Below are 20,982 nucleotides of genomic sequence, written 5' to 3' on the forward strand. Positions count from 1 at the left end.
GACCACAGCGGGGCGCCCGGGTCCGGCTCCGGGCCCGGGTCTGCCCCGGGCCGGGCCAGCGGGGCGCCAGGGAAAGGGAGTGGAAGCCCGTGAGCACCTTGCCGTGGGGCCAAGGCAACTTCGGCCTGCAAGCCCAGGTGGAGATCTACCTCTCGGCGGCCCAGCCCCAGCGGCCGCCCGTCAGCGTCGACCGCTGGCGGGAGGCGGCCCGGGCCGTCCTGCCCGACGGCCCCTGGTGGTACGTGGAGGGCGCGGCCGGCGGCGGTGCCACCATGGCCGCCAACCGGGCGGCCTTCGACCGCTGGCGCCTGCGGCCCCGCATGCTGCGGGACGTGGCCCAGCGGGACCTCTCCGTCGAGCTCTTGGGACGCCGGTTGCCGGCGCCGGTCTTGCTGGCGCCCGTGGGCGTCCTCTCGGTGGTCCACCCGGAGGCCGAACGGGCACCGGCCCGGGCGGCGGCCCGGCTGGGCATCCCCTTCGTCGCCAGCACCGTCTCCTCGGTGACCCTGGAGGGCATCGCCGAGGCCTCGGGCGACGCCCCCCGCTGGTTCCAGCTCTACCCGACCCGGGACCGGGAGGTGATGGCCAGCCTGGTGCGGCGGGCCGAAGCCGCCGGCTACGAGGCCCTGGTGGTCACCGTGGACACCACGATGCTGGGCTGGCGGGAGCACGACCTGGAGAACGCCTACCTGCCCTTCTTGCTGGGCGAGGGCATCGCCAACTACCTGTCGGACCCGGCCTTCCGCGCCCGGTTGCCCCGGCCGCCCGAGGAGGACCGGGAAGGAGCGATCCTCCAGTTCCTTCAGGTCTTCGTCAACCCGTCCTTCACCTGGGACGAACTGGCCTTCCTGCAAAGCCAGACCCGCCTGCCCGTCCTCGTCAAGGGGATCACCCACCCCGACGACGCCCGGCAGGCGGTGGAGCAGGGGGTCCAGGGCCTCATCGTCTCCAACCACGGGGGTCGCCAGGTGGACGGCGCCGTCGCCGCCCTGGACGCCCTGCCGGAGGTGGTGGCGGCCGTGGGCGGCCGCGTCCCCGTCCTCTTCGACAGCGGCATCCGGCGGGGGGCCGACATCCTGAAGGCCCTGGCCCTGGGGGCCCGGGCGGTGCTGGTCGGCCGGCCCTACGTCTACGCGCTGGCCGTCGCCGGCGAGGCGGGGGTCGCCCGGCTCCTGCGCCACCTGCTGGCCGACCTGGACCTGACCATGGGCCTTTGCGGCGTCCGCTCGGTGGCGGAGATCGGCCCCGACCTGGTGACCCGTACCTGATCCCGGTGCCACCCCAGGGCCGGGGCGGCACCTTCGCGGGGACGGCGCTGATGGGGCGCGGCTGGGCGGGGGCCGGGTTGGCGGGGCCCGGCTGGGCGGGGGCCGGCTCCCGTGGAGCCGGCCCCCTTCGTCCCCGTTCCGGTTACCGCTTTTCCGAAGCGGTTGCCGCGGCGGCCCCCGCGGCGGCCGCGGAGCCCGCCTTCCGCAACAGGGCCTGCACCGTGGCCAGGACCAGCCGGTCCCGCAGGCCCACCGGCAGCCAGCGCAAGAGGCGCACCTCCCGGGCCCGCTCCGGCGCCGCCACCAGGTACCGGGCCCGGGGCCGGGGTGCCGTGAGGGCGTGGACCACCGCCCGGGCCACGGCCTCGGGCGGCAGGCCGTGGCGAGCGTTGCGCTGGGCCACGCGGGTCATCGCCGCCACCGCCGCGGGGTAGACCGACTCGGTGCCGGGCGGGGGCGGCAGCAGGTACCCCTGGGCCGCCTCCGCCGACCGTTGCCAGATCGGGGTCACCACCGAGCCCGGCTCCACGATGCTGACCCGGATGCCCCAGGGCGCCAGCTCGATGCGCAAGGCGTCGGCCAGGGCCTCCAGGGCGAACTTCGACGCCGAATAGGGTCCCATGAAGGGCAAGGACACCAGGCCCGAGACGGACCCCATCAGGACGAGCCGCCCCCGCCCCCGGCGCAGGGCCGGGAGCAGAGCCCGGGTCACGGCCACCACCCCGACCACGTTGACCTCCAGCTGCTCCCGCCAGACGGCCTCGGGGATCAGCTCCACAGGGCCGGCGGCGGCGATCCCGGCGTTGTTGACCAACCCTTGCAGGCCGGCTGGCCCGACCCGCTGCTCGACCGCCTCGGCGGCCGCCCGGACCTGTTCCGCGTCGGTCACGTCCAGGCGCAGGGGCTCCACGCCCCCGCCTGTTTCTTGCCGGAGCGCCTCGCCGTCTTCCGGCCGGCGCACTCCGGCCAGTACGGTCCAGCCGGCCCGGGCCAGCGCCAGGGCGCTGGCCCGGCCGATGCCGCTGCTCGCCCCGGTGATCAGCACGTACGGCATCCCCGGTTCCCCTCCCGGCCCCCGTTCACGGGCCTGTCGGTTCGGTCCACCCCGGCCGGCTCAGCGGGCCGCCGCCTGCGCCCTGCGCTCGGCCGCCAGCTCCAGCAAGGCATCGGCCACCAGGGCCCGGATCAGCTCCAGCTTGAACCGGCTGCCCGGCAAGGGGTCGGCCCCGTCTACCGCCAGCTCGCCGGCCCGGCGGGCCGCCCCTTCGTCGAGGGCCCGCCCCTCCAGCCAGGCCTCGACGGCCTCCAGCCGCCAGGGCTTGAGGGCCACCCCCCCCAGGACCAGCCGCGCCCCGCCCACCACGGGAGCGGCGCCGGGACCCTCCCACTCCTGCCAGCGCACGGCCACCGCCAGGCTGACCAGGGCGAACTGCCAGGCCTGCCGGTCGGTGACCTTCCGGTAGAGGCTGCTCCACGCCCCCTCGCCGGCCGGCGGCAGGTGGACCGCCACCACCAGCTCGCCGGGTTCCCGCGCCGTCAACCCCCTCCGCCCGCCGTCGACCCGGCCGGGGAAGTAGGATCCGGCGGGCACCCGCCGCCGGGCCAGCCCGCCCTCGGTCCACCGGGCCAGTTCCACCTGGGCATCCAGGGCCACCAGGGCCACCGCCGGATCCGACGGGTGGACCGCCCCGCAGCCGGCGCCCGGTTCCCCGGCCCGGTGCCCGAAGACGGCCTGGAAGGGCCCGGCCGCGCCGGGGGCCGCACAGGCGCAGTGGTCGTCCCCCACCAGCAGGCAGGGCAGCCCGGTGCGGAAGAACCAGCACCGCACCTGCTGTTCCAGGTTCCCCCCCAGGGTCGCCCGGTTGCGCAGGGCCGGGGTCGCCGAGGCCGCCGCGGCCTGCGCCAGGGCCCGGTAGGCCGGAGGCAGGGCCCCGGGCCGGGCCAGCTCGGCCAGGGTCGCCAGGGCACCGATCCGCCAGCCCCCTTCGGCGTCGGGGCCAAGACCGGCCAGCCCCTCCAGGCGCCCGATGTCCATGAGCCGCGCCGGCCGGGCCCGGCCCTGGTGGATCAGGCTGAAGAGGTCGGTCCCCCCGGCCAGGGCCACCGGCGGGGGAGACGCCTCCGCCAGGGCCCGCAAGGCCTGCTCCAAGGACTGGACCCGGGCATAGGCCGCTCCCCCTGGCGCCCCCGGGGCCACGGCGGCCGGAGCCCCGGGCGGGGCCCCGGGCTCCTGGACGTCCCTCATCACCGGTCCTCCCCCCCTTCGGCCGCGCCGGCCCGGGACGGCTGCCGGCGGCCGTCGGGCCCGATGCCGTGCCGGCGCAACAGGGCCAGGACCCGGTCCCGGCTCAAGGGCAGCTCCCGCACCGGGATGCCCGTGGCGTGGTAGAAGGCGTTGGCGATGGCCGCGGCCGTGGGAATGATGGGCGGCTCCCCCGCCCCCTTGACCCCCAGGTTGTTGCCGTGGGGATCGGGTTCCCCGGTGAAGGCCACGTGGAGCCGCGGGATGTCGGCCACGGTCGGCACCCGATAGTTCTCCAGGTTGGGATTGAGCACCCGCCCGCTCACGGGGTCCATCACCCGCTCCTCCAGCAAGGCGAAGCCCAGCCCCTGGATCATGCCGCCCTCCATCTGGGCCGACGCCGTCAAGGGGTTGACCACCCGCCCGATGTCGTGGACCGCCCACAGGTCCAACACCCGGACCTCGCCGGTGGCGGGGTCCACCTCCACCTCGGCGAACTGGGCGCCGAAGGTATGGATCGCGTACTCGTCGGGGTTGGGACCGCGGCTCCCCCGGCCCACGATGACGTACTGGCCCAGGGTCTTGCCCAACTCCGCCAGGCCGACCCCCCGGTCGGGGGCGCCCTTGACCTGCACCCGGCCCGGAGGAACCAGCTCCAGGTCCCGCGGGTCAACCTCCAGCAGGCCGCCGGCCAGCTCCAGGATCTGCCGGACGGCGTCGGCGGCGGCCGATCGCACCGCCGGCCCCATGGACGGCACCGTCATGCTGCCGGCACTGATGGGCGCATAGGGCCCGCCGTCGGTGTCGCCCAGCTGGACCCGGACCCGCTCCAGGGGCAGGGCCAGTTCCTCCGCGGCGATCTGGGCCAGGACGGTCCGCGTCCCGGTGCCGATGTCCTGGCCGGCCGTCACCACCGTGGCCGTCCCGTCGGGATGGACCCGCACCTCGGCCTGGGCCGGCGGCCCGCCCGCCCCGCCCCAGATCTGGCTGGCCATCCCGATGCCGCGCAGGCGCCGCCGGGCCGGTTCGTCCGGCTCCGTCGCGGCCCCGGCGGCGACCCGGCCCCGCTTGGCGTCCCAGCCGGCCATGGCCGCCCCCAGCGCGTAGGCCTGCCGCAACCCCTTGGAGGAGTAGGGCCGGCCGCTGATGGGGTCGACCTCCGTGTAGTTGCGCAGCCGCAGCTCGATGGGATCCAGGCCCAGGCGTCCGGCCAGCTCATCCATCAGGACCTCCAGGGCCACCGTCCCCTCCACGTACCCCGGCGCCCGGAAGGCGGAGGCGGGCCCGGTGTTGGTGTGGACCGGCACCTCCACGGTACGGACGTTGGGGCAGGCGTAGAGCTGGCGGGCCGGCCCCCCGATGCTGCCGGCGCTGCCCAGGACCCCCACCGCTGCGTAGGCCTCCAGGTCGATGGCCACCAGCCGGCCGTCGGCCGTGGCGCCCAGCCGGAGCCGCTGCAGGGTGCTGTGGCGGTTGCCGGCGGCCAGGTTCTCCTCCTCCCGGTCCAGCACGCAGCGCACCGGGCGGCCCAGCTGGCGGCTGAGGATCCCGGCCAGCACCGTGTACTTGTGCAGCCCGTTCTTGCTGCCGAAGCCGCCGCCCATGTGCTCCTTGACGACCCGCACCCGGTGGACGGGCAGGCCGAAGAGCTGGGCGAACCGGTCCCGCACCCCGAACAGGTGCTGGGTCGAGTCGTAGATGGTCACCCGGTCCTGCTGCCAGTCCACCACGCTGCCGTGGGTCTCCATGCAGTTGTGCAGCTGGACCGGGGTGCGGAAGGTGCCCTCGACCACCACGGCGGCCCGCCGGAGCCCCTCCTCCACGTCCCCCCGGCTGTAGCGGCTGGCCCGGTCCCAGCGCACGTTGCCCTGGGGACGAACCGGCGGCGCATCGGGCTTCATCGCCTCCTCCAGGTCGACGACGAAGGGCAGCGGCTCGTACTCCACCTCCAGGGCCGCCGCCGCGGCGCGGGCCGTGGCCAGGTCCCGGGCCGCCACCACCGCCACCTCGTCGCCATGGTAGCGGACCACCGGGTTGAGGACGCGATCGCCCTCCCGTCCCCACGGAATCGGCGGGCAGTTCTCGTGGGTCAGCACCGCCAGCACGCCCGGGATGGCCAGGGCACCGGCAGTCCGGATCGCCCGGATCCGGGCATGGGGATAGGGGCTCCGCACCACGACGGCGTAGACCATCCCCGGCAGCCGCACGTCGTGGGTGTAACGGGCCCGGCCCGTCACCTTCTCCCAGCCGTCGACCCGGGGGACGGGCCGGCCCACGTATCGCAGGGCGCCTTCTTCGGGGAGCGGGCCGGCGGGGTCGTCCTCCACCACCACGTACCGCTCCTGGACCCGCCCTTCGAACTCAAACTGGGTCTTGACCAGCCGTGGCACCCGGCACCCCTCCCTCCCCGCCGCGGCGACCCGCCGGGCCGTCCCCGGGCGCCGCAGCATCCTGCCCCCGGGCCCCTTGCCCGGACGCTGCCCCCGCCCCGGGACCCGCGCCGGCCTCGGCCCGCATCGCCGCCGCCCGCAAGGCCGCGTTGACGATGCGCAGGTAGGCGCCGCAGCGGCACAGGTTGCCGCTGAGGGCCGCCACCACCTGCTCCCGGGTCGGGTGGGGCTCCTGATCCAGCAGGGCCTTCACCGCCATGATCTGCCCCGGCGTGCAGAACCCGCACTGGAGGGCGTCTTCGGCGATGAAGGCCTCCTGGATGGGGTGCAGCCGATCCCCCTGGGCCAGACCCTCCACCGTCTCCACGCGGCTGCCGTCGCAGGACGCCACCGGCACCAGGCAGCTGTACACCAGCCGGCCGTCGACGATCACGCTGCAGGCGCCGCAGTTCCCTTCCCCGCAGCCGATCTTGGTGCCCGTCAGGCCCAGACGCTCGCGGAGGAACGCGGCCAGGGTGAGCCCGGCGGGCACCTCCCCGACCCAGCGCTCCCCGTTGACGTCCAGTTCCACGGGAACCTGGGACTGAAACACCGGCAGCGCCGGGGCGGCCCCGCCGCCGGCGCCCGCCGGTTCCTTCCACCCGCTGGACAAGGTGAGCCCTCGCCTCCTCACCGCCCCTTCCACTGGGGCGCCCGCTTCTCCAGGAAGGCTTGCATGCCCTCCTTCTGGTCTTCCGTGGCAAAGAGGCTGTAGAACAGGCGGCGTTCGAACTCTAGCCCCGCGCCCAGGGGGGTCTCATAGGCCTGCAGGACCGCGGCCTTGGCCATCTGCACCGCCAGGGGCGGCATCCCGGCGATGGTGTGGGCCAGCCGCACTGCCTCGGGCAGGCACTGCTCGTCGGGGACCACCCGGGTCACCAGGCCCCACGCCTCCGCCTCCCGGGCCGGGATCATCCGCCCGGTGAGGATCGCCTCCATCGCCTTGTACTTGCCGGCCACCCGGGTCAGGCGCTGGGTGCCGCCCGCCCCGGGGATCACGCCGATCTTGATCTCCGGCTGGCCGAACTGGGCCGACTCCCCGGCGATGATGATGTCGCAGCCCATGGCCAGCTCGAAGCCGCCGCCCAGGCAATAGCCCTGCACCGCCGCGATGACGGGCTTGCGGATGCGCCAGAGGCGCTGCCAGGCGCCCAGCAGGTCGTCCCCGGTCACCTCCGCCAGGCCCTTGCCCGCCATCTCGGCGATGTCGGCGCCGGCGGCGAAGGCCCGCTCGTTGCCCGTCAGCACCATGCAGCGGATGGCGGGGTCCCGGTCGAACCCGGCCAGGGCCCCGGCCAGCTCTTCGATCAGGTCCCGCCGCAGGGCGTTGAGGACCTTGGGCCGGTTCAGCCGCACGATGGCCACCGGCCCGTCGGTCTCCACCAGCAGGTATTCGTAACGGCGTTCCATCCCATCCCCCGTCGCGGTCAAGCCGGTTCACCTCCGCCCATCCATTCGCCTGGGAAGAACCGGTTCCCTGCGGGGGCCCGCGGCCGGGTCCCGGCCCGCTTTACTGTGACGCGCCGCCGGGTCCCGGCCCGCTGGGCGATGACGCTTTGCTATGATGAGCGGGGCATCGCCATCGCCGCCAAGCCGGCGACGCCCCCTGGAGGCGAGAACCCGTGACCACCGAGAGCCCAATCCTGCCCCAGCCGGAGGGCTCCCCGGCCTCCGGCGCCCTGGCCGCCCCCTCCCCCGAGGGCACGGCCGCCGCCGGCCTCAACCTGGCCGGCCTCAACCCGGCGGGCACCGGCCCCCTGGCCCCGTGGAGCCTGTTGCCCCGGGCCTGGCTGGAGCCCGCCGGCCGCCGGCCCGGGCCCTGGCGCCCCGAGCAGGGCCTGGCCCCCGGGCCCCTGACGCCCTATTCCGCCGCCCTGTGGCTGGACGTGCTCCCCGCCGTCACCGCCCGCATCAGCCGGGACCTGGTGCTGCCCAGCGCCGGGGTGGAGCTGCGGCTGGATGCGGAGGGCCGGCTCCTGGCCCGCCCGCGCCCGGTGGGAGGCTGGCCCGGGGCCCTGGCCTGGCGCGCCGCCCGCCACGGCTGGACGGCCGGCCGCCAGGCCGCGGAGCTGGTGCGCTGGTGGGACGAGACGGGCGCCCGGGCCATGCTGGCCGACGCCGGGGAACTGCGGCTGCGGATCGTCCCCCTGGAGCGGGCCGGGGCGGCGGGCGACCTTAAGGAGTGGCGGCGGACGCTGGAGCGGTGCCGGGCCATCTGGACGGACCACCTGGACCGCCTGCTCCGCCTGGAGGCGCTGGCGGCCCTGAGCCTCTGGCAGCTGGACGCCCTGCTGGCCGCCTTTCGCCTGCCCGGGGCGCCCCGGGCCGAGCAGCTGGTCCCGGTGCCGGCCGTGGTGGCGGAGATCGGCCAGCGCCTCTGGCACCTGGCCGCCCGGGGCCGGGAGGTGCCCGCGGTGGCCGCCGCCTTTGCGGCCCCGCCCTACCATCCCCGCCTCTCCCGGCTGGCCCGGGAGGTGGGCCACCAGGCCGGCACGGCCGGGGCGGCGGATTTCTTCGAGCTCTGGCACCAGTTCCTGGAGCGCTACGGCTACGTGGCCCTGCCTGCGGCGGAACTGGCCACGCCGCCCTGGGCCGAAGACCCCGAGCCCGCCCTGGCCTGGCTGGCCCGGTTCTTCCACGACCGGCGCCTCAACCCCATCGCCGCCGAGATCAACGCCCACCGGCACCAGCAGGAGCTGGAGGGCCTGATCGCCCGGCACCTGGCCCGCCGCCCCCTGGACCGCGGCCGCATCGAGGAGACACGGCGCCTGGCCGAGGCCACCACCCGGGTGGCGGCCGAGATGGGCTATCACATGCTGGTGCTGCGATCCTGGTGGCACCGGGCGGTGGAGGGGGCCGGAAGGGCCCTGGCAGCCCGCGGCCGGCTGGACGAACCGGCCCAGGCCTGGCGGTATACGCCCAGCGAGCTGGAGGCGGCCCTAGACGGAGGCGCTGGCGAGAGGGGCCAGCCCGGCGGTCCAGGGCCATCCGGCGGGGCGGGGGCCGGGACCGGGCCGTCGGCGGAGGGCCGTGCTTCACCGGGCGCCGGTTCGTCCGGTGGAACGGGCCGCCCGGCCGCCCATGGACCGGCGGGGGCGCCCGATCCCGAGGCGCTGGAACGGGCCCGCCGGCGCGCCCATGCCTTCTTCCGCTATGCGGGCATGGCCTACTTCGTCCTGATCGCCCTGATCCCCGTGATCATGGCCCGCCAGGGCCTCCTGTGGGCCGGGCTGCGGGAGATGGCGCTGCTGCTGGCGGAACTGGTCGTGGTCCTGCTGCCCGTGGCGGCGGTGGCGGGGGCCGTCTACGTCCTGCGGCGGGCAGGACGCCGCCGCCCGTAGGACGAACCGGCCCGCCTCCCGCTGCGGAAGCAGGCCGCGGAAGCAGGCGGGGCCGGCCTGGCGGGGACCGTCGACGACGACCCGGCGGGAACCGGCCCCCCGCCCACCGCCCGGGGCGCCTGTCCCTAGCGCGCCGCCAGGTGCCCGCTGCGCTCGAGGCCCGCCCGCACCAGGTGGGCCAGGCTGTCCTCCTCCAGCCGGCCGATCATCTGCTCCAGGGTGGAACCGGCGCAGGCCCAGTTGTCCTTGGCGGAGTCATAGCAGTAGAGGAGCCAGCCCTCCGGGCAGCGATAGATCTCCACCTTGCCCGGGCGGGTGAAGGGTTCGATCCGGGCGACCAGGTCGCCCTGAAAGCGCAGGCGGTCGCCCTGCTCCTGCACGTCGGGGGCGACCCGCCGGACTTCCTCGACCACCGTGGCCGAAGCCGGATCAGCCGCCGGGTGGGACAGGCGGACTTCCTGCAGGTCCATCGCCGCACGCTCCTTCCCCGCGCTCCTGCCGGCCTTCTTCGCCGGCCTCCTGGCGGGCGAACCCCTCCAGGAGGCCGGCCAGCCGTTCCAGTCCCTCCACCAGGCGGGGACCGGGCCGGCCGAACAGGGCTTCGGGCAGGGGCACGATGCGCCCGCGGGCCACGGCCTCCAGCCGGTTCCACCCCGGCCGCACCGCCACCCGCCCGGGATCCATGTGCCCCTGCAGGGTGCCGCACCAGCAGAGCAGGATGACATCCGGCTCCCGCGCCACCACGGTCTCCGGCTCGACGACCCCGCTGGTGCGGTCGAGATCGGCGAAGATATTCTGTCCGCCCACCAGCTCCGCCATGTCGGTGAACCAGCTCTGCCGCCCCGGGGTGATCAGGGGCCGCGGCCACCACTCCAGGTACAGCCGCCACGGCCGGCGGCGGCGGGCCGCCAGGGCGGCCATCCGCCGCCGCACCGCCGCCGCCCGGGCCTGCAGGTGGTGGACCAGCGCCCGGCCCCGTTCCTCCCGTCCGGTGGCGGCGGCCACCGCCTCGATGGAGGCCAGGACCTCCGGCCAGCGCCGCGGATCCAGGACCAGGTAGGGCAGCCCCCGCTGGCGCAGGGCCTCCACGTTCCGCTCCATGCCGGGGACGCTCAGGGACGCCAGGACCAGGTCGGGGCGCAGGGCGGCGACCCGGTCCACGTCGACGGACAGGTCGGGACCTACCCGCGGCAGGTTCGCCACCTCAGGCGGGTAGTCCGAGTCGTCGTCGACGCCCACCACGTGCTCGCCAAGGCCGAGGGCGAAAACGATCTCGGTGTTGCTGGGCGCCAGGGAGACGATGCGCACGGCCGATTCCTCCCGCCCTGCCGCCCTGGGCCGGCGGCGCCGGCAGGCCGGCGGGACGGCCGGTTCGTCCCGGGATCCAGCCGGGTGCCGCCCGCCGGATTCCGCCCTCCGGGCTCCGGCCCGCCGGCGGCCGGCCCGGACCGCTCCTCAGCCCGCCAGCTCCAGCTGCGGGGCGATGCCCCGCAGCGCCTCGATGACGTGGGCGATGTGCTGGTCCAGGGGGATGCCCAAGTCCTCCGCCCCGCGGATCACATCCTCCCGGTTCACCCCCCGGGCGAAGGCCTTGTCCTTGAACTTCTTCTTGACCGACTGGACGGTCAGGTCCGCCAGGCCGGTGGGACGGACCAGGGCGCAGGCGATGACGAAACCGGTCAGCTCGTCCACCGCGTAGAGGGTCTTCTCCATGGGCGTCTCGCGCGGCACGCCGGTGTGATCGCCGTGGGACAGGATGGCCCGGACGATCTCCTCCGGCCAGCCCCGCTCCCGCAGGATCTCGGCCCCGCGGAAGGGGTGGTCGTCCAGGGAGGGGTAGCGGTCATAGTCGAAGTCGTGGAGCAGGCCGGTGATCCCCCACTTCTCCTCGTCCTCGCCGAAGAGGCGGGCGTAGTAGCGCATGCACGCCTCCACGCCCAGGGCGTGCTTGATCAAGTGGGGGCTCTGGGTGAACTCGGTGAGCAGGGCCCAGGCGGCTTGCCGGTCGAAGGATTGTTCGGCCATTGCCATCCCTCCAGTTGCCACCAGCATAGCGCGGCAACGGGGCGGGGACCAGTCCCCGGACCGGGACCGGGCCGCTCTCGGCGTTGCCGACACAGCCAGAAGGCGGCAACGGGGCGGGGACCAGTCCCCGGACCGGGACCCGGGCGGCTGCCGGCCGCTCCTCACCCCCCGATGGCGTACATCGCCCGCTGGGGCTTGACGAAGCCCTTCTGGTTGATCAGGTGGCCGGCCCATTTGACCCATACCGCCCGGCGGATGGCGGCCGCCACGGCCGCGTCGTCGGCACCGCCACGCAAGAGCTCCCGCAGGTCGAACTCTTCCACGGCGAACAAGCAGTTGCGGATCTTGCCGTCGGCCGTCAGCCGGATCCGGTCGCAGCTGGCGCAGAAGGGCTGGGAGACCGAGGCGATGATGCCGAAGGTGCCCCGCCCGTCGGCAAAGCGGTAGAGGCGGGCCGGGTCGGCCGGGTCGTTGTTCACCGGCTCTACGGGTGCGATGCGCTGCGCCTGTTCGAGGATCTCGGCGGCGGTGTAGACCAGCTGCCGGGTCCACACGTTGGACCCGTCCAGGGGCATGAACTCGATGAAACGCAACGTCAGCTGGATGGGCTGCTCCCGCACCCAGCGCAGGAAGGTCTCGATCTCGCCGTCGTTGATGCCCCGCATCACCACGGCGTTGATCTTGATGGGCTCCAGGCCCGCCGAGGCCGCGGCCGCGATCCCCTCCAGCACCCGGTCCAGCTCGTCCCGGCGGGTGAGCTGGCGGAACCGGTCCCGGTCCAGGGAGTCGAGGCTGACGTTGATGCCGGCGAGGCCCGCGGCCTTCAAGGCGCCCGCTTTCTCCTTCAGGAGGAATCCGTTGGTCGTCATGCTGACGGACCGGATCCCCGGGATCCGCACCAGGCGGGCGACCAGCTCCTCGACGCGGGGCCGCAACAGCGGCTCGCCGCCCGTCAGGCGGATCTTCTCCACCCCCATGGCGGCGCAGAGGCGCACGACCCGCTGGATCTCGTCGAAGGTCAGGATCTCCTCGGTCGGGATCCAGGGAATGTCGCCTTCAGGCATGCAGTACACGCAGCGGAAGTTGCACCGATCCGTCAGCGAGATGCGCAGCTTCCGCACCACCCGGCCGAACCGGTCGACCAGCGGGCCGGCGGTGGGCATCCCCGGCGGCGCCGGGTCCGTCGCCCGGCTGACCACCGTCCGCACCGTGGCGGCCGGTTCAGGCCCCCCCAGTGTCATGGGCTCACCCCCAGGCGGGTGCGGGGCCGGGTTCGTCCGGTAAGGGATCCGGCCCCCGACCGCTCCGTCCCTTCCATTCGGGGGCCAAGGGGGCGGTTCCTGTCAACCGGCTTCCGCAGGCTCTACGTCGAACGTGCGGGCCAGGTAAACAGCCCAAGATCCGTCAGACCTGCACCGGTCGCGTCGCACCGGAGGGGGCGTTCACGCCTCCGGGACGACAGCCCCTCCGTTGAGGCGGACCACCCGCTGGAAGGCCCTGGCCAGGCCGAGGTCATGGGTGACGAACAGGACGGTCATGCCGAAGCGATCCGCCAGGTCGTGGATGAGGCGCATGACGTCCCGTTCGGAGTCCTCGTCCAGGTTGCCCGTGGGTTCGTCGGCCAGCAGCAACGTGGGGTGGTTGATCAGGGCCCGGGCGATGCAGACCCGCTGCTGCTCGCCGCCGGAAAGCTGCGCCGGCAGGTGGTCCAGCCGGTGCCCCAGGCCCACCAGTTCCAGCAGTTCCCGCGCCCGCTCCCGGGGATCGTAATCCACCTTCCAGGGCACGCAGGGCAACATGACGTTCTCCAGAGCGGTCAGGGTCGGGATCAGGTGGTACTGCTGGAAGACGAAACCCACATTCTCGAAGCGGAAACGTGGCAGTTCAGCAGGCCGGGCGGCCGTCACGTCCACCCCGGCGGCCACCACCCGCCCCGCGGTGGGAGGCTGGAGCCCGGCGACGATGGAGAGCAGGGTGGACTTGCCGGAGCCGGAGTGGCCCACCAGGGCCACCTTCTCACCGCGTGCGAGGGTAAGGTCCACCCCGTTAAGAACCTGCACCTCGGTATCGCGGAGGCGGTAGGACTTCTTGACACCTTCCAGGATCAGCGCCGCGTCGGGTTGCGCCCGGGGCTCGACCTGTGCCCCCGCAGCTTCCACCTCCATGTCGCTTCCCCCCTGACCCCAGGCTTGACATACAGTCCACGTGTGGCCACGGCATTTACGGCAACGCTTCGAACCAGCGCCGGAACTCCGGGTCGAGCTCAGCCCAGGACTTGCCCGTCACCTCCTCGATGGCCTCGATGGTGGCCCGGCTGCGCTCGTCAAAGGTCGCCGGGCCGGTCATGCGCGGGTCCGCCGGCCGCCGCGCCAGAGCCTCAAGCACCCGGGCCAGCGTCCCCTGCCGCTGCTCATCTTCCAAATAGGCCACCAGCAGCGCCGCCGAGTCCGCCACCCGGTTCCATTGCTCGGGCGGCAGGTCCAGGCCGTTCTGGTAGCGGGGCAGCTCGGGCAGCGGCAGCGGCCCGCCCCCCTCCCGCAGGCTCGAAACGAGCGCTGCCAGGTCCCGGCCGGTGAGCCGGTCCGCCGCGTACCGCCCCACCCCCTCCCGCAACCACTCGGCGGCATGGTTATGGCTTGCGTCCATCGCCACCTTCTGGCCCAGCAGGTAGGCGAGCAGGCCCTCGGACGGCTCGTTCGCTCCTGCGATCCGCACCGGCTCGCCATATTCCACCCACGGCGGAATCCCTTGCTTGGTGGCCAGGTTGGGCCCCAAGAGGGTCCGCAGAGCGTTCGGGTCGGCGTGCCATTCCACGATCAGCGGTTCGGCAAGCCCGATCCCCACTTCTCCTTCCAACCGCTCCGCCAGCGCCGCCAGGCGCATGGCCGTCGCCTCGACCCGCTCCTCAGGTAATTCCGGCTCGTACCACACCGTCACGCCGTCCATGTCGCGGGCCGCGAGGTTCAGCCCATGCTCATACCAGCGTTCGCCCCGCTTCACCCACACCGTCTCGATGACGTAGGCCTGTGAGGGTCCGCCGGGGGCCTCCACCGTCACGCGAACCGGGACGTGGGCCGTCGCCTCCCCCAGCAGCCGGACGGTGACCGGCTGGAGGGTCACGCGGCCGTCCGGATGCACCTGCATCCAGACCTGCAGGTCCTCCAGCCAGTGCCGCTTGATCTGCCGGTACGCGGGAGCCTCGGGATCCACCGTCTCCAAGAACTTCTGCGGGTTCCCTTCCTCCGCGGCCCGCGCCTGCTGGTCGAGGGCGGCGGTGATCGCCTGGGTCACCGTCGCCTCGGGTCCGGCGGTATCCGCCCGGAGCGGCCGACTGCGCCACTCCTCGATGGCCCGGGGCACGGTCAGCACCAGTACGATGCCGAGCGTCGCCAGGACCACGGCCAGGAACGCCCGGCGAAGGCCCCGCCCGCCCCGCACCACCTGCCCGGCCTCCACTCCCGCCAGCGCCTGCCAGCCCCACGACCGCAGTTCCACCAGGGCGCTCAGCCACCCCGTCAGCGCCCCCAGCCCCACCGGCACCAGCCACACCCACAGCGCCGTCCGCCAGGCCTGCAGGCCGCCGGTCCCATACAATAGCCCGATCGCGACCATCCCCAGCAGGTCCCCTGCCACGCCCGCGATAAGCCCCAGCAGCGCTCCCTCGGCGACCATCAGCCGCCCGATCTGCGCCCGCGGCCAGCCCAGGGCATGCAGCAGTGCCCGCTCCTGCCGGTGGTCGATGGCGTTCTGGCGGATCAGATCAAAGGCCGTCACCCCCGCCACCGCCAGCGCCACCACCCCGATGGCGTACTGGATCGGCCCCACCTTCAGCGCCGCGTACTCCCCGGTGATGGTCGTGTACAGTACCCCCCGCAGGTGCAGGGCGATGTGGCTCAAAAGCAGGATCAGCCCCGTCGGCAGGGCCACGGCCAGCGCCGTCAGCAGCGTCCGCCCCGGCCGCCCGAACAGGCTCGCCACCGCCAGCGGCGCGACCCCACTACCGGGCAGCACCCGCCGCCCCGGCGCCACGTCCCCCCACTGCAGCGCCTCCCCGGGCGCCACACCCCGCACCGCCCACCCCGCCGCCACCATGGCCGGCAGGTACAGCACCGGCCCCGCCAGCAGCATCAAGCCCACGGCACCCGCCGGCAGCCCCCCCACCGCTGCCGCCAGCGCCGCCATCAGCCCCACCGCGCCACCGAGCACCGCCTGCTCCCCCACCGCCAGCCGCCCCAACGCCCGCCCCGGCCAGCCCACCGCCGCCGCCACGCCCAGCTCCCGCCGCCGGGCGGTGACACCCGTCAGGGCCGTGGCCACCGCGTACAGCAACCCCACCCCCAGGGCCACCACCACGAAGGCCCCGTGGCCAAACTGCGCCTGCTCCACCGCCGTCACCGCGCCCGACAGGTCGATCCACACGTCTTCCACCCAACCCAGGGCCGGGTGGCCGTTGGACTCCGGCACCTCGATCAGCACCCGGGCCGGCGCCGCCCCCATGGTGACCCGGGCCACCAGGCCCGTCTGCTCCTCGATCGTCCGGGCGATGTCCCGGGCCCGGGCGATGGTCTCGGGGGTGATCTGCTCGCTGCCCTCGATCTTGACCCGCACGGCGTTGATGGCGTCCTCGCCCTCGATCTTCAAGGCCGCGTCCAAGGTAGTGACAAACACCGGCGGTGAGGTCAGAAAGTCGGTGGGGGTGAGCCCGCCCCGGACCGTCTGTGGGGGATTGACCGGCCGCCCCTGGGGGTCGAGCACCCGGGTCGCCTCGGCCGGGCGGTAGGTCTCCAGCGGCTGGCCCGCTTCATCCTTGCTGACCGCCAGCCGCTGGGGGTCGAAGTAGCCAACGATCTCTGGGGTGATCGCCGCGCCCGACCGGTGCGGGAGTTGAAAGGAGCGGTAGACGCGACCGAAGGAGGCTTTGCGGGTGTCCGTGATGCGGGGATCGACCTCAAGGAATCGGGCTTGCCGCAGGGAAAAATAGTTTGGTTCATAGTAGGCCCTGACAATCCTTGAGGAATCCCACGCATCGCGCAATGGCGTGGCGTCCAGGCTCCGTAGACGGACCGCCCGCGGCCAGCGGGATGGGAATGGGCTTGCGGCCCCTTCGTATTGCAACGAGCCGGCCCGGCCAAGCAACCCACGCCACGGAACATACCCTTCCCGCCAGTAGGTCATGTCGTCGTCCTGCCAACCCGCCCCCAGACTCGCCCGGATGATGTCGAGCCCCTCATGGACCACCCGAAATGCGACGTCGACCGGTCGCCCCTCGGGGCCCATCCGTTCGACCACGAATTCGGCGCGGACGCCATCCAAGGCCCGGGTATTGACAAGAACCGGGATGTAGAAATCTTGACCGACCCGCACCTTGCGCAACCGAGCCAGCTTTTGGAGGAGATTCGGATCGTCGAGTCGCAGGTTCGCCTTCTTCACGTCCTCGATCGGGATGGCCAAGCGGTCTTCGCTGCGGACCGCATCCGAAGGAGCAAAATAGCGACCTTCCGTGATCGCCTGGTCCATGCCGAGCAACGCGGCTTCCGCCTCGGGATCGACCCCTACCAGCAAGACCGGTGCCGGCGCCACGGCGTCCGCTGGCTGGAGCCAATCCCAATCCGGCGGAATCCCAGGGGCGTAGTAGTCGCTGATCCCGTCTGGAGCCCACGCCGGAAGCACCCCGTTGTCGCTAGCCGCCACCCACGTCGTCCGGGAAAAGGACTCATTCAATCCCGCCCGGTCGGAACGGACCGTTTCCGTCACCCGGTAGACTCCCGGCGGCCATCGGCGTGGCGGCGAGACCGGCCCCTCGGGATCATACCGGGGGAAGAACTTGCCCGGCCCCACCTCGATGAACCCGACCACCGCCAGGGGCGCCGCCAGCGCGACGCCCGGAATGTGCCGGATCGCTTCGACCTGTTCGGGACCGATGCCCGGTGTGAGGTTCAAGAGTTCATTGGGGGGCAGGCGGTCCGGCAGCGATTCGCCGTTCGCTCGGGGCGCGTACACCAGGATGTCATAAGAGGCGCGGGCCGACTCGGAGTAGACCTCGACCACGGTCCCCATCACGGAACCCGACAACAGGGCGATGACCGAGAGGCCCACCCCCAACACCAGCGCCCCGATCATCGCCAGCGCCAGCCGGTCCCGCCGCCCGCTCCAGAATCGCCAGGCCATCATTCAACCCCCGATCACCAAAACCAATCAATGGCAAAGGTGGGGGCGCGCCCAACCCCTACCTTGCCAACGCGGCGCCCTAGCACCGGATGTTTACGCACCCGCAATCGTCGCCGTAGCTTACGTCACAGACCCTCAGCCTGCCATCGGAGCAGCAACCGCACGCACGAACCTCGCTGCAGATCGGGTAGTTCGGCCGAACATCTCCACCGACGAGCAGCGCACCGAGCCTTGTAAACAGGCTCACCGAAGTTCACCTCCTTTATCGAAAGACACGCTGTGGCAACCAGTAGCCAAGCCACCACAGGCGGACCTCGCGAGGATCTTCCCAAGGGATTCGTGGGCTGGGCGCTAGCTCCATCCCCGAAGCGATCCTCGCAATTGTTAACAAAGCGCTGTGAGGTTCAACCTATCCAACGACGTCTGACGCATCGGAAAACGCCTTTAGTTCTGCCAGCAACTCATGCCAAGTCGAAACCGGGCGTTGCCGTTCCACGGTACCAGCAGGACCAATGGTCATTACGGTTGGCACCGACCATATTCGATACGCTCGAAACAGGTCACTACGAGGCAGCACCTTGAACGTGTCCTGAAGCGTCCACCCCGGCCAGCTCGCTTCGGGTTGGCGCGGGCTGCTGTTGACAATTACGAGAGAGGCCGCGAACTCGGCAAACTCCGCCCGTTTCTCGTTGACTTCGTCCAACAAACGCTCACACGCCTTGCAGGTTATGGAGGTAAACAACAGTGCAATATGCCTGCCTGCCAGCGACTTTAGCGTGACTACCTCACCACTCGCGCTGCGTTCACTGAAATCCGGTGCGGGAGTACCCAGCGGAAGGCCCTGGCCGACCCAGGCACCCCGTTGCCGAACCTCGACCAGCACCTCCCGTACTAGCCGCACCACGGAATAGAAGCAAACAACAAGAACGGCAACCACAACCCAGAGGGCGATCACGGATACGGTCAACGCATCCATTGCACTCACTTACCTTTCGTCGTTCACTTGCCGTGAACGAGGTCTGCGACGTAGCCCAACTCATCCGTCAAGCCCACGATGAACAGGAACACCACTGAAGCGGACAGCGTCAGTAACGAGGAGCCGCCAGCTGCCGGCGTGGACAGACAGAGAGGAGGCAGAGCCAATACGGCCGCAGCCCCGTTACGCAGCAAGAGGGTCCAGCTCACCGTGCGGTCGCTTCCAAAGGCGAAACAACCGCATCCGATGCCCTTCCGCCCCGACATCAGTGCAAAAGCCACCACACCCGAATAGATGCATAGCAAGAATAAGACAGCAGCGGCAGTCAAAGCGGGCTTGAATCGGAGCAAGCACGCCACCGCGATAGCTGCTTCCGTGGTGACCAGAATCGGTGCCAGGACACCCGCCCAATGCCGCGGAAAGCCATAGCCCTCTAGAGCTCCCACGAAAAGGCGGGGATTGCGCACCTTTGGCCATACCGAGGTGAACAGGAACATCCCCAGGGCTAACAGACAGGCTGACGTCAAGCTCATGACAGGCTCACCTCCGCCCCCATTGGCGTGCCTGACTCCAGCCACGCCCGCCGCATTAGGCGGCGGTATGTCGGCACTGTACGCAATAGGTCCTTATGCTCGCCTTCTGCCACGACGTGCCCCTGTTGGAGCAGCACCACCCGGTCGGCGACGGCGGCGATCACGGGGTCATGCGTGGCTACCACTACCGCAGTGCACTGCTGGCTAAGGTCCTTCAGTAATGCCGATAGATGGCGGCGCTGGTCGCCATCCGCACTCGCGGTGGGTTCGTCCAGTAGGAGCAGCTTCGCATTGCGGTAAAGGGCCCTGGCCAGCGCGATCCGCTGCCACTCGCCTCGGGAAAGCCCGCGACCGTCATTGATTTCCGGTCCAAGTGGGGCGTACAGGCCAACCCGGTCGACAAGACCGCCGGCGCCTGCTAGTGTTAGCGCCGCAAGGACGCGCCGTTCAGTATCCGGGTTCGGCTCGTCACTGGTCAGAGCTACATTCTCAAACAGGGTTAGGTGGAGTCCGAGAAACTCCTGCGCAACCAGCGCAATGTCCTTCAGGTCATCACCTTGGGGAGAACGCAGAAGGGTGCCAGTACGGACCACCCCGGACGTGGGCGAGCTTAACCCCGCCGTGATCTGGAGTAGCGTCGTCTTCCCGGCACCGTTGGGACCGACGAGGGCCAGCACCTGACCGGCTGACACCACAAGAGTGATGTCACGTAGCGCGAGTTCGGATGACCCGGGGTAAGCAAACGATACCTTTTCAAGCTCGAGCAAGTGTTCGGGGTGGTCATATTTCACGAACGTCCCTGTAGGAACGAGCTGGGTGGCTGACCTTTCCACCCGGCCTAGGGGCTCATGGGAATTCGGGTCCACACCGCCTGTTGGGTGCCCTTGTCCATGCCCAAAGAACTCTCGTAGCCTCTCCATGTACAGTAAGACTTGCCAGAGTGATGACAGGGATGTGTAGAACGAGGTGGCCGCGTTCTGCACGAAGGTGATACCCTGCACCCCGGCCACGAATCCGCCTACAGAGAGGGAACCCTCTGCTACGTACCGGGCAAATGCCAATGTGGTACCCGCCAGGGAAACCACGTTGAGCACCTGGACGGGGACCTCCACCGCGGTCTGAGTCCGGAAAGCCCTCCACGCCCGATCCAACGCCCGTTCAGCGTGAAACCGCCACACCCGCCGGAGAAAGTCACCGGCCCGGTGGAGAGTGATTTCGGCCGCATGCTTGCGATTGAGCAGTAACTCGTAAAAGCTGTGGGCTCGGTAAGTGTCGCCGGCTTGCTGGAGGGATGCGTTGAACTGAACCCGCACGGCGCGGCGAGCGGCGAACAATGTGGGCACCGTTGCCACTAACACGACCATCCCCAGATGCCACCGGGTGGTGCCAATGGCGGCAACCACACCCGCAGCCGTTACAGCCGCCGCCACGAGAGCATTAACGGCATTCACCACCTGGTAGGCTCGGAATGGCGCGTTGAAACGGAGAAACGCTACTTCTTCGTTAAAGCGCGTGGTTTGGCGTATATCGAACGGCGCCTGCTGGACACGGCCGATTAATATGTCCAGGACGTGGGTGGCCGTTTTCTGCTGGCCTAGTTGTGAGGCTAAACTGACAGCGGTCTCTACCGCGTGTTGCGCCAGCACTAGGAGTGCTTGGAGCACGAGGAATCGCACCGCCAGCCCCAGACCCGACATGGCGGATACTCGAACGGCATCGACCAACAGCGAGGTGACCTTCACAGAAAGCGCGGGTAGGACTGCTTGTAGCACCTGTGCGGTGACATGAATCACCAGTGCGAGGGGGGCGGCATCCCATGCCAGACGGTAGGCGAAGATGATGGTATGAGTGAACTGAGTAATGTGCCCCGTACTGGCAATTCGCAGGCTGGATGACACTCTACGACCTCCCGTCACCACCCGTTCGGCGGATGCGCTGGGCATGACGACGAGCTGCGAAACCTGGTACGTAATACAACCGGGTGGGAATCCGTCAACACG

General features: G+C 71.4%; 16 protein-coding genes. 2 read left to right on the top strand and 14 right to left on the bottom strand.

The genetic code is table 11. The features are described 5' to 3' along the window. Positions 1 to 89 precede the first annotated feature (89 nt). Entirely contained in the window at positions 90 to 1,268 is a 1,179-nt protein-coding gene (locus ACYQ02_RS05840; protein WP_460039506.1) for an alpha-hydroxy-acid oxidizing protein, read from the top strand. A 142-nt stretch (positions 1,269 to 1,410) separates the two neighbouring features. Here the strand turns inward: ACYQ02_RS05840 and ACYQ02_RS05845 are convergent, their stop codons facing one another. The 5 genes from ACYQ02_RS05845 to ACYQ02_RS05865 are packed head-to-tail and all read right to left on the bottom strand — an operon-like array spanning position 1,411 to position 7,370. After that, positions 1,411 to 2,322, bottom strand: coding sequence for an SDR family oxidoreductase (locus ACYQ02_RS05845; protein ID WP_460039507.1), 912 nt, complete (start codon positions 2,320 to 2,322; stop codon positions 1,411 to 1,413). A gap of 60 nt (positions 2,323 to 2,382) precedes the next feature. Continuing rightward, the gene (locus ACYQ02_RS05850; RefSeq protein ID WP_460039508.1) at positions 2,383 to 3,513 is read right to left on the bottom strand and encodes an FAD binding domain-containing protein; all 1,131 of its coding nucleotides are present in this window, start codon (positions 3,511 to 3,513) and stop codon (positions 2,383 to 2,385) included. Continuing rightward, entirely contained in the window at positions 3,513 to 5,900 is a 2,388-nt protein-coding gene (locus tag ACYQ02_RS05855; RefSeq protein WP_460039509.1) for a xanthine dehydrogenase family protein molybdopterin-binding subunit, read from the bottom strand. The genes ACYQ02_RS05850 and ACYQ02_RS05855 overlap by 1 nt, the downstream gene beginning before the upstream one ends. Continuing rightward, positions 5,872 to 6,552, bottom strand: coding sequence for a (2Fe-2S)-binding protein (locus ACYQ02_RS05860; RefSeq protein WP_460039510.1), 681 nt, complete (start codon positions 6,550 to 6,552; stop codon positions 5,872 to 5,874). Before ACYQ02_RS05860 ends, ACYQ02_RS05855 begins: the two co-directional genes overlap by 29 nt. A 17-nt stretch (positions 6,553 to 6,569) precedes the next feature. Next, entirely contained in the window at positions 6,570 to 7,370 is an 801-nt protein-coding gene (locus ACYQ02_RS05865; protein WP_460039511.1) for an enoyl-CoA hydratase-related protein, read from the bottom strand. Positions 7,371 to 7,561: 191 nt separating this feature from the next. Between ACYQ02_RS05865 and ACYQ02_RS05870 the strand changes: the two genes are divergently transcribed. Next, a complete protein-coding gene (locus ACYQ02_RS05870) occupies positions 7,562 to 9,280 on the top strand; it encodes a hypothetical protein (protein ID WP_460039512.1) in 1,719 nt (572 codons plus the stop codon). A 125-nt stretch (positions 9,281 to 9,405) separates the two neighbouring features. Here the strand turns inward: ACYQ02_RS05870 and ACYQ02_RS05875 are convergent, their stop codons facing one another. The 9 genes from ACYQ02_RS05875 to ACYQ02_RS05915 form a co-directional block, all read right to left on the bottom strand. Beyond that, positions 9,406 to 9,750, bottom strand: coding sequence for a hypothetical protein (locus tag ACYQ02_RS05875; RefSeq protein ID WP_460039513.1), 345 nt, complete (start codon positions 9,748 to 9,750; stop codon positions 9,406 to 9,408). After that, complete coding sequence (locus tag ACYQ02_RS05880) at positions 9,710 to 10,588, bottom strand: cobalamin-binding protein (protein WP_460039514.1); 879 nt, start codon at positions 10,586 to 10,588, stop codon at positions 9,710 to 9,712. Before ACYQ02_RS05880 ends, ACYQ02_RS05875 begins: the two co-directional genes overlap by 41 nt. 147 nt (positions 10,589 to 10,735) lie before the next feature. Further along, positions 10,736 to 11,305, bottom strand: a complete 570-nt coding sequence (locus tag ACYQ02_RS05885; RefSeq protein ID WP_460039515.1) for an HD domain-containing protein — start codon at positions 11,303 to 11,305, stop codon at positions 10,736 to 10,738. A gap of 161 nt (positions 11,306 to 11,466) precedes the next feature. Further along, on the bottom strand, positions 11,467 to 12,546 hold the full coding sequence (moaA, locus tag ACYQ02_RS05890; protein WP_460039516.1) for a GTP 3',8-cyclase MoaA: 1,080 nt from the start codon (positions 12,544 to 12,546) through the stop codon (positions 11,467 to 11,469). Positions 12,547 to 12,747: 201 nt separating this feature from the next. Then, complete coding sequence (locus tag ACYQ02_RS05895; RefSeq protein WP_460039517.1) at positions 12,748 to 13,470, bottom strand: ABC transporter ATP-binding protein; 723 nt, start codon at positions 13,468 to 13,470, stop codon at positions 12,748 to 12,750. Positions 13,471 to 13,525: 55 nt separating this feature from the next. Next, positions 13,526 to 17,473 carry an FtsX-like permease family protein gene (locus ACYQ02_RS05900; protein WP_460039518.1) on the bottom strand — a complete coding sequence of 1,316 codons (3,948 nt, stop codon included), beginning with the start codon at positions 17,471 to 17,473 and terminating at the stop codon, positions 13,526 to 13,528. 409 nt (positions 17,474 to 17,882) lie between these two features. Beyond that, positions 17,883 to 18,449, bottom strand: coding sequence for a peroxiredoxin family protein (locus ACYQ02_RS05905; RefSeq protein WP_460039765.1), 567 nt, complete (start codon positions 18,447 to 18,449; stop codon positions 17,883 to 17,885). A 23-nt stretch (positions 18,450 to 18,472) separates the two neighbouring features. Beyond that, a complete protein-coding gene (locus tag ACYQ02_RS05910) occupies positions 18,473 to 18,982 on the bottom strand; it encodes a MauE/DoxX family redox-associated membrane protein (protein ID WP_460039519.1) in 510 nt (169 codons plus the stop codon). Further along, positions 18,979 to 20,880: an ATP-binding cassette domain-containing protein gene (locus ACYQ02_RS05915; protein ID WP_460039520.1), complete on the bottom strand. Its 1,902-nt coding sequence runs from the start codon at positions 20,878 to 20,880 to the stop codon at positions 18,979 to 18,981. Before ACYQ02_RS05915 ends, ACYQ02_RS05910 begins: the two co-directional genes overlap by 4 nt. Positions 20,881 to 20,982 lie beyond the last annotated feature (102 nt).

The organism is Thermaerobacter litoralis (assembly GCF_054654595.1).